We start from the raw sequence: 12,732 nt of genomic DNA on the forward strand, positions 1-12,732 counted from the left end.
GGCTCTCTTTCTTAATTATACGTCCATGGATTGCCGCTGAATTCGCGGTTTTCGCCTTTGCCGCAGGCGCTGCCGGAATCGTATTCGTCCCGGTAAATGGAACATTCGTCACGCAAAAATTTGCTGACTTGCCATTTGGACGTGGAAGAATTTTTCGTCATTACATAAGTGTTCAAGTCAGCTTCGTATTTAGGAGTACCCTCTTCTTCGAAACCGAAAAGCTTAAAATATTTGATCTCATAAGAACGGTCGGAAAGCGCTTTGATCGATTGGATGCCTGCGTTTTGAATAGGATCGACCATCTTCGGTTTATTTGCGTAATCGATCTCGATTCGTTTCAGCAAAGCTCCGTAGAAGTCGGAATCCGGATCGATATTCCCGCTGACAAGTCCGAAGTCGAGTTCGTTGACGGCGCGCGTATAATTGGTCTGATATTCGGATAGACCGCTTTGAACGTCAATCAGGGTCGAATCTGCTTTGCGAGTGAACACAAGGCTGCCGGTATGCGCGGCATACAGCGGAGCATTCAGATCAAGCGAGAGCGAAAAATCTTGTCCGCTATCGACTCTCTGCGAAGGCGAATAGGTGATTTTGTACTGTTGGGTGTAACGCGCGAAGACATTAGAATAGATTTCCTTCAGTTCCTCCCGCAGATCGTCTTGTTCGGAGATCGTGTAAGATTGGCCGCCCGTTTGTGCCGCTATGTCTTCCAACGCGGTCTGTTTATCGCCGAATCCGACCGTATAGATCGGAATGCCTAACTGGCGCGACAGCGCAATGACGGATTGGGCGGAAGCTCCGTAACCGGAATCATAGCCGTCGGTGAACGCAATGATATATTTGGGCCCGTGCTGCAAATCGGTCGCGTAAAGCGCTTCGGTCAACGAATCGTATAGAGCGGTTTCTCCTCCGTCCGATTCCAGATTCCGAAGTTCGGCAGCGGCTTTTTCAAGGTCGAAAGTGAACGGCAGGTCGGGAGACGAAGGGGCGTAACTCGAGAAAGACATCATGGCGAACTGGCCTTTCGCGTCCGAAGGGACGCTTTGGATAAAATCGGTCGCGGCGCTTCGGACCAAGTCGATCTTGCTTAAAAGGGTATCCGACGAAGCGGCTTCGTCCATACTGGCGCTTTTGTCGAGCACTAGATTGACACTGACGCTGTCATTATCGAGCACCGGCGCAAATTCAGAGACCTCTTTGCCGTCGATGTTGAACATGGTTTTGTTAAGCTGATCGGAGTTCAGCGGCTGTTCAAGTTCTGGATCGGCGAATAGCGAGAAATAAACGTCCACTTTGCCTTGATCGTATTCGGCGGAATCGACTTGGTTGATGCGTATGTAGGCGGGAGAAGCCGCTTCTTTCTTTTCTGCGAGCGATTGGGCTGGAGCGGCAGATTCTTCGGAAGATGAATTCGAGAGCGGTTCTTGCTCGGCGGATACGATCGAACGGCCGGAAGAATTTGACGTTCCCGACTGCTGATTCCACAGCAAGAGGCTTAGCAAGACGACTAAAGCTCCGGTCGATAGAATGAGCCACTTACGTAAAGGGTTTTTTGCAGGTAAAGGAGGGTAGATCTCGCTGCTGCGTGCCAACTGCTCTGAAACCGGCAAGTCGGAGATTGCGTTTGGCGTCGGCTGCTTCTCTTGTACAGTTTGGGAATCGGGCAGCGACAAGGATTTCCCGCATGACGTACAGAAGCGAGAGTTTTCCGAAACTTGAGCGCCGCAATGGTGACAAAACATTTCCATCACTCCTACATTTTCACTTGTTTTCTTATAGAGTATCATGGTTGAAGGTTGCTTACTATGTGGTTTTTTAAGAAGAATCGCCTAAAGTGGCAAGAAAAAGGATTTTATCTTGAACGAATCGAAATCACGAGTTTCACGTTCCGATCGAGAGACGAATCGTCCGAAGGCGCTTTTGCTTGATATCCGTTTGCCTGTAAAATAAATGCTATAGATCATGCATTCAAGCCGAAATCGCAGAACGGAGTGGACGAATGAACGAAGAAGTATTCATCGGCAGGCTGCCGAGCGGTGCCGAAGGCAAAACGCTGCGCGAATGCGAAGACGCGCTGGACGGCGTCCCGGAATTGGAACGGCTGTCCGAACGCGTATGGCGGTACGAATCCGGAGGTCGGGAGATGAAGATCGAACTGATCCCCGAAGGATCGGCCTCGGGCAAAGCCCGCGTCGAACAACAGGCATCGCCGGAGCCGAATTCCTTCTTCGGCGCTCTGCATACCGAAGTCTCGGAAGACGCGCTGCGCGTTCGGGAAGCGGGCTGGGCGTACATGCAGCTTCGCCTGAAACTGGCGGGGCTGCTGGGCCTGGAGCTGCAAGACGCCCGAACCGGCGAGCGGTACCGGCCGGCCGATCCGGCGGATGTCGAGCCTCTGCCCGCGCTCAGCGCCGCAGTCGGCAAAGGCACGGTGCCCGCGAAACTGCTCTCGGGCACTCACGCCGTCGGGACCGAGCATTACCGTCCCAAAGCGAAGATGATCGCCAAAGACCAACCCCGTTCTTCTTATTCGGCTTTGGTCGCGCTCGGCGACGGGCGTGTGCTGCACGGCTACAAAGGCGGTCCTTACGTCAGCGACGTGCCCGGCATCCAGCTTCGCGAAGGCGATGCGCTTGACTGCCGCGAAGAATTGACGGGAACCGGCCGCGCGATCGTGCCGCGCGCGGACGGCGAAGCGATATTGACGGACGGCCCGCTGTCGCAAGGGCGCCGCGCCCATGCCGTCGTCTGCGGACTATCGCCTTTAGGCCTTCGCGGCGAACCGCCGCTTCCGTTATCTCCGCCTTTCGTTTGGGTGCCGGACACCGAAGCTTTTCTGGCCGCAGTGCCGAGAAAAAACACGAGCGAGCGGGATTTTCCGCACAGCCCGCCTTCCGCCGAAGTCGGCGGCGAGCGGCTGCTGATCTCGGACGAAGCCGTAGACGGGCATCCGTGGCTGCGCGGCGCGCTCGATCCCTCCCGGTACCTATTGGTCGAAGCCGATCTTCGTTCGCGCAGTTGGAGACCGGCGATCGGGCGGGAAGAATATGCGGAGATCTTCGGTTCTTATGAAGGTTCGGCGATCGAAGAGTTGGCGCAGTCTCCGGACGGACGACGGTTATACGTGTCGGACGGATATCAGAAAGTCGCCTGCTTCGACCGGGCGGAATCGGCTTTCGTGTGGTCCGCGAATCTGGGCGAGAGCGCGCGGGTCTACGATCTGGCGCTCAGTCCGTGCGGCAAATATTTGGCGGCGGTCGGACTGGCCGACGATGACGGACGTGCGGAGTCGCTGTCTCTGCTGCATGCGGATCGCGGCGATTTCGTTTATCGGCTGCCGACTTACGGCACGTTCCGCAGCTTCGCGTATACCGCAAGCTGGCATCCGAACGGCCGTTATCTGGCGGTCGGGCTGGCGAACGGAACGGTGATCGAGATCGGTTTGGACGGAGAAGCGCGTCATTTTGCAGGTCTGAAAGGCGGAATTACCGCGATCTGCTTCCAACAGGAACGGATGCTCGTCACCGGCGCGGAGAAAGCGGTTCGGGCATGGAGTCTTTGAGAATCTAACGACACCGCAAAAGGAGGCATAACATGGGACACCGAGCCAATCTGGTCATCGTGCGCGAAGGAAATTACGAGCTGTACTACAATCACTGGTGCGCGATCACGATGCCCGAAGACCTTTTTTGGGGAGAACATGAAGGTCTTCGTTTTATCGAAATGCAGAAAAGGGTCGGTCCGCAGGAGTGGTTGGACGACGTGTGGGCGGAAGGCGGCGCGTTGATGGATCTGGATCGCCGCCGGCTGCTGCTGTTCGGCGGGGAAAATATCAAATACGATATTTTGCTGCAAAGGCTGTATCTGAAACTGACGGCGTTTACGTGGCCGGGATGGGACGTGCAGTGGGCCTACGAGGGAATCGCCGAATTGGCGAATGCTGCCGGTTACCCGGGCGAGAGGCTCAGAGAACGGCAGACGGGCAAACGTTCCGTTCCCGCGATCGAGCCGCTCGATAATCCGGAGTGGGCGACGGTCGCGATCAGCGTGCGGCATGCCGACGGGACTTTGCGGATTTACGCCAGCGATACGTTTACGGAGAGCTTTTTGGAAGGCGGGCCGGAACCGCTGCTGCATGCCGATCCGGCGCTCGCGTATTCGGAGCTGGACTGGAATACGTTGACCGACAGTTTTCCCACGGCCGGATTGCATCTGGACGAAGTGGAGCGGCGGATGGAGTTCTGGCGCGCGAACCCGGATACGTTCTTCGAACCGGAACCGGTCTGGTCCGGTTGGGAAGTCTCGGATCTGCGCGACGGTTACGAACGCCAGCTCGAGCTGACCGAAGGAAGGCTGCTTCTTCCGCAGCCGGACCGCGAAGCGCTGTTGGAACAGTTGAAACGAAGCTTGCTGAGGGAAGTCGGCAGCGGAAGCGATACGGTGCTGGAAGTGCTGCGCGTCCACGCCGAACAAGGCAAAGAAGTTCAGATCAATCCCGCCGTGTTCGACGAAGAGCGTCCCGCGTTCGATGGTGCCGATCGGGAGCGGGTGCTTAACGAGGCGATTCGGCGGCTGAAGGAAGCGGAACCCGAGAGTCTGTCGTAGACAGAGAAGACAGAGGGAACGAGCAGACGCGAAATGACTTTCGAGCAGGTCCAGATCGAGAACGGAAATTCGGCTCGATCGGCGGCAGACGCCGCGTCGGATCGAGGCGGCTTGCTCCGTGACGCTCGTCACCAAAAAAGGCGAACCCTCGGCGGGTTCGCCTTTTTAGCCTTCATTCTATCCTGCTTCAGCCTTGTCTATCCGCTGTTATCCGTCCGTTCGCTCTTACCCGCGAGCGGCGCTCAGATCGGCGGTTCCTGCTCGGCGGCTTCGGCTTTCTCCGCGGAATCGTCGACCGCCAGCGGAAGCGTGACGGTCACGGTCGTGCCGACGCCGTATTCGCTTTCGATCTTGAGGCGGCCGCCGTGCAGGCGGACGATCTCTTTGCTGATCGCAAGACCGAGGCCGCTGCCGGACATCTTCGAACTGCCTTTGTAGAAACGCTGTCCGATCCGTTCCAGATCTTCGGCCGGGATGCCTTCGCCGTCGTCTTGTACCGCGACATGCACTTCCAGATCTTTGCGCGAAGCGACCATGCGGATCTCGCCGTTGGGATCGGAGAACTTGATCGCGTTATCGATCAGATTGACGAACACCTGCTTCAGCCGGTTCAGGTCGGCGTGCATCGGCAGCGGCTCGTCGGACAGCTTGGTCAGCAGCACCACGCCGCGCTTGTTGCTCGCCATGCTGTATTGCAGGTCGAGCTGCGACAGCAGATTGTTGAGATCGACGGGAACGGAGCGCATCCGAATCTCTCCGGCTTGGTATTTGGAGAAGTCGAGCAGGTCTTCCACCAGTCCGATCAAACGGTTCGTCTCGCCGGTGATCACGTTCAGGCCCAACATCGTCGTTTCTTCGTCGTCCAGTCCGCCGATGACCAGCGTTTCGCCCCAACCTTTGATCGAGGTCAGCGGCGTGCGCAGTTCGTGCGAGACGGTGGAGATGAAGTCGTTTTTCATCTTTTCGCTTTTCGCCAATTCTTCGTTCATATGGTTCAGCGAATCGGTAAGCATGCCGACTTCGTCGTCGTGTTTGCGGACGGCCTTCGCGGTGAAATCTCCGGTCGCCATTTTGCGGGAAATGGCGGTCAGTTCTTTGATCGGTCCCACGATGCGCCGCGCGATGATCAGACTGAGCGCGAAACCGAGCAGCAGCATGGCCGCTCCGATTCCGATCGCCCAGCCGATCAGTTTGGCGACTTCGCGGTACAGCGGTTCGGTCGAGACCGAAAACCGCAGCGTGCCGATCACTTCGCCGTAGCTGACGAGCGGGCTGGATACCGCCATGATGCGCTGCTTGAACGCTTTCGAATAACCGGAGTAGCTGCCGACCCCGCCCTGCTGCGCGACGCGAACGTCGGGCGTGCGCGTGCGGCGGGAAGAAGAAAACCCGTACGAGTCCACGACCGTTCGGCCTTGCAGATCCAATACCTCGACGCGGCTGCTCTCGCCCGGGACGAGGTTCTCCAGAATGTAGCGGGCGCGTTCGTTCAGCGTGTAGCCTTCCATGAATTGGTTGGACAACGTAGCGGCCGTGACGGCCCGCGATTGAACGATCTGGCGCGCGCTGTCGAAATAATAGGTCGAGACGGCCGCGGCGAAGACGGCTTCGAGCAGCAGGATGATCGTCAGCAGCAGCAGGCCGATCTGAAGCAGCAGACGACCTCTAATGCTTTTCAACATCGGATTCCGCCCCCTCTTCTTCGACGGTCTCGATGCCGGTCATCGCGCGGACTTCGGCTTCGGTCGGCATCAGTTCGGCGTATTGTTTCGCTTGCTCGCCGCTCAGGCCGGCATTGCCTTCGGGGAGCAAAGCCAGCGTCACCGTAGCCGGGCTGCCGGGCAGCGTTTGAGCGGCGCCGTTCAATACGATGTAGCGGCCTTCGCGGCTGTCCAGCATCGGTTGAAGCTGCATCCACTCGGCGGTCGTCATCTGGCGCAGCGTCAGCAGCGGAGCTTCGATATCGGTTGCGTTTTCGCCTTCGGTCGTCTCGGATTCGTTCTCCGAGAGAGGCGCGTAGAGGAAACGCATCTCGCTGGACTCTTGATCGTTCTCGGTCTTCGGCGGTTCGACTTCGTAGAATCCGGTCCAGCGTTTCGGAATGCGCAGGTCGTAACCCCACTGCCAGAGGCGGTCCTCCACGAAAATCATCTCGCGATCGCCGTCCCAACGGTAATAGGAATCGGTCCAGAGCTTCGGCGAAGCCGAGTCGGATTCCGCGGTCGGGATCGGATTCGGCAGTACGACTTCCGTGATCCCGTCTCCGTCGATGTCCCGGCTGTCTACCGGATAATCGATCCACCATTTGTTTTCGGTCGCCGTCAGATCGGAATCGGAATCCGGCGGGCCGAGCTTCAGATTTTCTCTGTAGGCGCGCCGATCGTAGCTTTCCGACGGGAGCGAGAGGACATTGGCGAATTTCCCGTTCTTCCAAGCGACCAGTATCGAATAACCGGAACGCGTGGAACCCAGAACTTGGGCGAACAGCCCGTTCTGCTTCGCGGAAGCTCGGCCGATCCGGATGTTGAGCACCGTTCCGTCCGTTCGGTTGTCGGACAGCAGGCCCAGCTTGCCGTTCTTGACTCCGACGATTTCGATGCGCGAACGCGAATTTTCGGCGTCGCCGCCGGGCGGAACGACGGCGATCTGGCTCAGTCCGCTGCCGATCAGGTCGCCGACCGCGATCTGATCGTACGAACTCTGATAGATCGAACGGGTCTTGCCGCCGGAATAAGCGTAGACATGCAGTTCTTTCGGCAGTCCGACGCCTCCGCCTTCGTAGCCCAGCAGCAGGTCCGACGAAGATGAATCGGTTAACGGCTTGATCCCCAGATAATCGAGATTGATGCCGCTTCCGGTGATCTGGTCGGCTTTTTGCCAAGCGCCTTTCGACTGCTTCAGAATCAGTACGTTGATCTCGTAATCGGTATCGGGCTTCTTATAGGAAACGATCAGTTCTTCCGTTCCGTCCCCGTCCAGATCGGCCAGACGGATCGCGCTTCCCTGATCGGATTGGTCCGGCGTCGTAAGCTGATAACCGGCCGGCAGAAAAGGCTGCACGGCGCGGTAGAGCGACTGTTCTTCGTTGGCGAGATTGGGAGCATGGAGCAGGTCCCCCGGCGACGCGATCCGTCCGCATCCGCCGGCGATCAAGAGGGACAGCAAGCCGGCGATTTTCAGTGCTTTCATGAGCGTTTCTCCTTAACGTGACGAGGCTATTTAATCCGCGTTTGCTGCGGCGGAGTAAGCGAAAAATAATAAGGCGGCGGTTCATTTTCGCAAGTAAACGGGCGGAGGTCAAGGAGAAATTGCGGCGAACGCGCAAACGCCGAAAACACCTGCCGGAAGGCAGGCGTTCGAACGAACGGGAGAGCGGAATCGCAACCGGTCGGGAAAGCTCTGAAAAAGGCCGAAATCAAGGTTTGACCAGACGCAGCACGTCTTCGATCTGCATGCGGTTGGCGATGGCACCGGCCGCGAGCCAGTAGTTGTTTTCGACCGGATAGGCATGTCCCGCTTTGACGGCCGGCAGGTTCTTCCACAGTTCGCTTCCCAGCACGCGGTCGGCGTTCGCTTTCGCGTCTTCGCCTTGTACCGTATAGAAAATATAATCGGCGTCGAGATCCGGCAGCGCCTCCATCGACAGCGTAATGAAGTTCTCCCAAGCTTGTTCTTTGACCATCGGGTGCGGAGTCAATCCCAGATCGCCGTACAGCGTCGCGCCGCTGAAATAAGTGCCGTCCATCAGCGTGATTTCTTTCGGTTTGATCCGGATCGTGGCGAACGTCTTGCCTTCGACGATCGGAGCCAGTTCGCTGCGCGCCCTAGTCACCAGGGCGTCGTAGTCGGCGATCGCACGGTCGGCTTCGGCGGTCTTGCCGAGCAGATCGCCGAGTTCCGAGAGAGTGCCTTTCCAATCGCCGGCCGCGTCTTGGAACACGTAGGTCGGCGCGATCTTGGCGTCCCGTTCGTACGCGCCGTCGGCGCCCATCTCGGAACTGTACAGCACGATCAGGTCCGGCTGCGCGGCCAAGATCTGCTCCGAATTTTCGCCGGCGGAAAAGTCGATCTTCGGCACGTCTCGAAGCTGCGGTTCCAAGTATTCCTGCACCAACGGTCCGAGCGACCATTTCAGCACCGGTTTGACGCCGAGCGTCAGCAGCGCGTCTTCCATATAAGGCGCATAGACGCGTTCCGGCTGCTTGTCGAGCGTCGTCTCGCCCAGCGCGTGTTTGACCGTTCGCGGATATACGACCGCGGACGCCGAAGCATCGCTGCCCGAAGTCTGTCCGGATGCCGCAGCGGAAGATTCTTCGCCCGAAGCCGTTTCCGCCGCGGACGAATTTTGCGCGGACGTTTGTTTCGCGTCCGCCGCAGGATTCGCTTCGCTTGAAGGTTGGCTGCCGCAGGCCGTCGCGAGCAGCGAGACGGTCAGCAAAAGGCCGAGCAGAAGCGGTCGTTTACATAACAACATGATCGATTTCCCCCTTGGAACTTGTTATTGATAACAGTTCTCATTCAATAGTCCACATCTTATCATCCGTCCGCGGCCCGCGCCAGAACGGATTGTGCGGAGTTTGCAAGGGAGAATCGTGCGGTCCGATGGTGCGGTCCGATCGTGAGCCGCGGCGCGAAACGAAGATCAATCGGCGTTCGCGCTCAGCAGCTCGGGCAGATGCCGGACGATCCAAGCATAAGCGAGCGGACTGTATTCGAGCCACGGCATCTCGGAAACGGACACGACCGCGTTCCGGCGTACGGCCCGAAGACCGCGCCATTCGTCGCTGCGGCGAAGCCGCCGCCAATGCGCGTCCGATTCCGCGCTTGCGTCGACGATCAGCAGGATGCGGTCGGGATCGCAAGCGGCGACAAAAGCCGGATCGACGAATTGTTCGATCTCGATCTCCGCCGCTTCGTAAGGACAGTTCAAGCCCAGATCGCCGTAGAGCACGCCGCCGCCGTTGCGCAGGCCGTACACGGCAAGCCGGTCGTCGGTGACGCGAAGCAGCAGCAGCGACTCCGTGCCGACGATCCGCTCCACACGGGCACGCGCGTCCGCCGTTTGTTCGTCGTAACGTTCCAGCCAGCGCTCCGCTTCGTTCTCCCGGCGGACATAAGCGGCCAAGAGTCGAAACTGCGAACGCCAATCCAGCGCGCGCCAAGGAATATAGACGCAGGGCGCGATCCGTTCCAGCTCGCCGCCGTAGGCGGGCGTTTCTTTGCCGTCGTCGCACAGGATCAGATCGGGGGCGGCGTCTCGGAGCCGCTCCAGATTATGCGCCCAGACTTCCGGCGTCATGGCGCGTTCTCGCCGCAAATGCACGTCGATTCGGCCGTGGTAAGGCCGGCGGTGCAGTTCGCGCCGCGCGTCGACCATGGCGGCGCAGGGCATGACGCCCAGCGCCAGCAGATGGGGCGTATACGCGTACGACATGTCCGCGATCCGTTCGCGCGGCGCGCGGGCGAACGCGAGCGGCGTGACGCCGGACGCGGCTTTGAAGCGGCGGCGGAAATACGTCTCGTCTTTGAAGCCGCAAGCTTCCGAGATCTCGCGGACGCCGTCGCGGCCCAGAATCAGCCGTTCTCGCGCGCGCCTGAGGCGCAGTTCGGTCAGGTAAGCCGTCGGCGACAAGCCGGTCTCCCGGCGGAACAAGCCGGAATAATACCAGGGGCTGAGCCCGGCGACCGAAGCCAGCCGGTCCCGGGTCAGCTCCTCGCCGTAATGCCGGTGCATATACTGCACCGTGCGGGATACCGCCGATTCCTCGGCATCGGCGGGGAGGGCCGGCCGCAGGCCGAGCAGCAGCCGAATAAGCTGCTGGAACAGCACCGCCGGCGCTTCGCCGCCGGCAGGAAGCTCCGGCGCGGCATCTTCGCGCCGCGCGGCCGCGTACAGCCGCCGCGCCAGAGCCGCCGCCTCGCGGACTCCGGCGGCGGGGAGGCGGCCGCCCGCGGGCAGCGGCGCCTGCGCCCTCGCGAAGCGGCGCTCGCCCGCGCGCGGCTCCGCGCCGTCTTCCGCTTCGATCTCTTCGAGATAATCGAAGCGGATCTCCAGCACGGCGAGCGGCTGCGCGGGCGGGCCGTGCCCGTCTTCGGGCAGCAGCGCCAGCCCCGAACCGGGACGCAGCAGTACGCAGTCGCCGCGTCTCAGCGGCTCCCGCGACCGCCCGTCGGCCAACCAGCCGGTTCCGGATTCGACGACCCGGAACAAATGGGCATAAGCATCGGAGCGTTCGGAAGCTTCGGTCTCCGATAAGACAAAACTGCGCGATCCGTCGAATACGTACATGGTCTGCCGCTCCTTTCTTTTCTGTCATTATACCGGATCGCGGCCTCTCGCGGACGATCCCGCTCGGCAAGTCGGGCTGATCCGCTCGACGCCGAAAAAGCGCGTCTTCTCCGGTAGGGGAGAAGACGCGCTTCGGATCGCGGCCTTGCCTGATGCCGCGCGCCGCCTGTCGAGGCAGACGGCCGGCTGTTTTCTATTTAGCGGCTTTGACGAATTCCGACGCTTTGACGCCGGCTTCGCGGCCGAAGATGACGATCTCGGCCACGGAGTTGCCGCCGATGCGGTTCTGGCCGTGCAGTCCGCCGGTGACTTCGCCCGCGGCGTAGAGACCCGGAATCGCTCGGCCTTCTTTGTTCAGCACTTCGGTGTCGGTGTTGATCTTGACGCCGCCCATCGTGTAGTGGATCCCCGGGCCGATCTTGATCGCGTAATACGGACCTGCGGACAGATCGTGATCCATGCCGGTATCGCGTCCGAATTCGCCGTCTTTTTTGGCCGCGACCGCGGCGTTCCATTTATCCAGCGTCGCTTGCAGCGTATCGGCCGGCATATTCAGCGTCCGAGCCAGCGCTTCGACCGTGTCGCCGTTTTGGACCAGTCCTTTTTTCTCGTACTGTTCGATCGCTTTGGCGCGCGATTTGACGCCGGAATCGAAGATCAGGTACGCTTCGCGGTTATCGAGCTTGGTGATCGCCGCCGTGACTTTATCGCGCGTATCCATTTCGTTGAAGAAACGATTGCCGTTTTTGTCGACCAGAATCGCGCCTTCGCCGCGAACGGCTTCGCCGATCAGGTAGGAATGTTCTTGGTTGACCGTCGGGTGAACTTGGATCTGATCCATATCGACCGTCGTGCCGCCCATCGCTTCGATCATGTTGATGCCGTCGCCCGTGCTGCCCGGTTGGTTGGTGGTGACGTAACCTTCGAGGTCGGGACGGTATTTCTTGATCAATTCTTGATTGGCGCCGAATCCGCCCGTCGCGACGATCACCGCGCCGGCCGAGATCGTTTTTTCGTCTTTGCCTTCGAATACGACTTTTACGCCGTTTGCTTGACCGTTCTTCTGCGTGATTTCTTTGACGTCCGCGTTGACGAAGAGCGGAATATCTTGTTTATGCACGTCGTCGACCAGACCTTTGACCAGATATTGGCCGACTGCCGAACCGTCCGTCGGGCGGTGGGTACGTTTTTCTTTCATCCCGCCGGTGATCGTCAAGTTGTCGAGCGTGATGCCCTGCGAATCGAGCCAGTCGATCGCATCGGCCGAATGGTCGACGAAGTAGCGCAGCATCGCTTTATCGTTGGTATCATGTCCGCCTTTGAGCGTTTCTTCGTAGAACAGGTCGTTGCTGTCTTTGATGCCCTGCGCCGCTTGGAATTTCGTTTCGGAAGCGTTCATGCCCGAGGAGGACTTGAGCGTATTGCCGCCCGGAGCTTCCATTTTCTCGAAAATGACCGGGTTCATGCCGGCCGCTTTGGCTTCGAGCGCCGCCGTCATGCCCGCGCCGCCTCCGCCGATGATCACGATATCGTAGCGTTCTTGAAGCTGGTCGAGCGGCGTGTAGCTGCCGGCTTCGGACGCGCCCGCGGTCGCTTCGGTTTTTTCTTCGGTTTTGGCCGCGTCTTTCGAATCGGCGGCGGCTTGGGTTTCCGTCGCGGCCGGTTTCTCGTCGGTTGCGGCCGTTTTGGTCGCGCCCGCGCTTCCGCTGCCGCAGCCGGCGAGGATCAGCATCGCCGACAAGGCGAGCACAAGCCACGCGGTCCATGTCCGGTTCATCTTTTTCATTGCGTTAACCCCCTGCGAATCTTCTTTTCGAACATGCTCGCTTCAGTACCTT

At 59.5% G+C, this 12,732-nt stretch carries 8 protein-coding genes; 2 read left to right on the forward strand and 6 right to left on the reverse strand.

Going from position 1 to position 12,732, the window contains the following annotated elements; genetic code table 11:
• Positions 1 to 11: 11 nt before the first annotated feature.
• Positions 12 to 1,787: a VWA domain-containing protein gene (locus tag CDO73_RS09170; RefSeq protein ID WP_088488222.1), complete on the reverse strand. Its 1,776-nt coding sequence runs from the start codon at positions 1,785 to 1,787 to the stop codon at positions 12 to 14.
• A gap of 212 nt (positions 1,788 to 1,999) precedes the next feature.
• On the opposite strand from CDO73_RS09170, the gene CDO73_RS09175 reads away from it, so the two are divergent.
• Both CDO73_RS09175 and CDO73_RS09180 read left to right on the forward strand, forming a co-directional pair.
• Positions 2,000 to 3,562, forward strand: a complete 1,563-nt coding sequence (locus tag CDO73_RS09175) for a WD40 repeat domain-containing protein (RefSeq protein WP_088488223.1) — start codon at positions 2,000 to 2,002, stop codon at positions 3,560 to 3,562.
• A gap of 32 nt (positions 3,563 to 3,594) precedes the next feature.
• Complete coding sequence (locus CDO73_RS09180) at positions 3,595 to 4,605, forward strand: hypothetical protein (protein ID WP_088488224.1); 1,011 nt, start codon at positions 3,595 to 3,597, stop codon at positions 4,603 to 4,605.
• A gap of 242 nt (positions 4,606 to 4,847) precedes the next feature.
• Here CDO73_RS09180 and CDO73_RS09185 read toward each other — a convergent pair whose 3' ends face one another.
• From CDO73_RS09185 to CDO73_RS09205, 5 genes are all read right to left on the reverse strand, one after another.
• Positions 4,848 to 6,287, reverse strand: coding sequence for a sensor histidine kinase (locus tag CDO73_RS09185; RefSeq protein WP_088488225.1), 1,440 nt, complete (start codon positions 6,285 to 6,287; stop codon positions 4,848 to 4,850).
• Positions 6,271 to 7,794 carry a hypothetical protein gene (locus tag CDO73_RS09190; RefSeq protein WP_088488226.1) on the reverse strand — a complete coding sequence of 508 codons (1,524 nt, stop codon included), beginning with the start codon at positions 7,792 to 7,794 and terminating at the stop codon, positions 6,271 to 6,273. The genes CDO73_RS09185 and CDO73_RS09190 overlap by 17 nt, the downstream gene beginning before the upstream one ends.
• Before the next feature lie 226 nt (positions 7,795 to 8,020).
• Positions 8,021 to 9,079 carry an ABC transporter substrate-binding protein gene (locus CDO73_RS09195; RefSeq protein ID WP_088488227.1) on the reverse strand — a complete coding sequence of 353 codons (1,059 nt, stop codon included), beginning with the start codon at positions 9,077 to 9,079 and terminating at the stop codon, positions 8,021 to 8,023.
• A 168-nt stretch (positions 9,080 to 9,247) separates the two neighbouring features.
• Positions 9,248 to 10,894, reverse strand: a complete 1,647-nt coding sequence (locus CDO73_RS09200; RefSeq protein WP_088488228.1) for a helix-turn-helix domain-containing protein — start codon at positions 10,892 to 10,894, stop codon at positions 9,248 to 9,250.
• Between the two features lie 193 nt (positions 10,895 to 11,087).
• Positions 11,088 to 12,671: a flavocytochrome c gene (locus CDO73_RS09205; protein WP_088488464.1), complete on the reverse strand. Its 1,584-nt coding sequence runs from the start codon at positions 12,669 to 12,671 to the stop codon at positions 11,088 to 11,090.
• Positions 12,672 to 12,732 lie beyond the last annotated feature (61 nt).

It is taken from the genome of Saccharibacillus sp. O23 (genome assembly GCF_002205895.1).
Taxonomy (GTDB): Bacteria; Bacillota; Bacilli; order Paenibacillales; family Paenibacillaceae; genus Saccharibacillus.

Bases quoted from the DNA above. Each gene is read 5' to 3' on its own strand.
- CDO73_RS09200 (WP_088488228.1), bottom strand. From the start codon at position 10,894: ATGTACGTATTCGACGGATCGCGCAGTTTTGTCTTATCGGAGACCGAA.
- CDO73_RS09195 (WP_088488227.1), bottom strand. From the start codon at position 9,079: ATGTTGTTATGTAAACGACCGCTTCTGCTCGGCCTTTTGCTGACCGTC.
- CDO73_RS09185 (WP_088488225.1), bottom strand. From the start codon at position 6,287: ATGTTGAAAAGCATTAGAGGTCGTCTGCTGCTTCAGATCGGCCTGCTG.
- CDO73_RS09175 (WP_088488223.1), top strand. From the start codon at position 2,000: ATGAACGAAGAAGTATTCATCGGCAGGCTGCCGAGCGGTGCCGAAGGC.
- CDO73_RS09170 (WP_088488222.1), bottom strand. From the start codon at position 1,787: ATGATACTCTATAAGAAAACAAGTGAAAATGTAGGAGTGATGGAAATG.
- CDO73_RS09180 (WP_088488224.1), top strand. From the start codon at position 3,595: ATGGGACACCGAGCCAATCTGGTCATCGTGCGCGAAGGAAATTACGAG.
- CDO73_RS09190 (WP_088488226.1), bottom strand. From the start codon at position 7,794: ATGAAAGCACTGAAAATCGCCGGCTTGCTGTCCCTCTTGATCGCCGGC.
- CDO73_RS09205 (WP_088488464.1), bottom strand. From the start codon at position 12,671: ATGAACCGGACATGGACCGCGTGGCTTGTGCTCGCCTTGTCGGCGATG.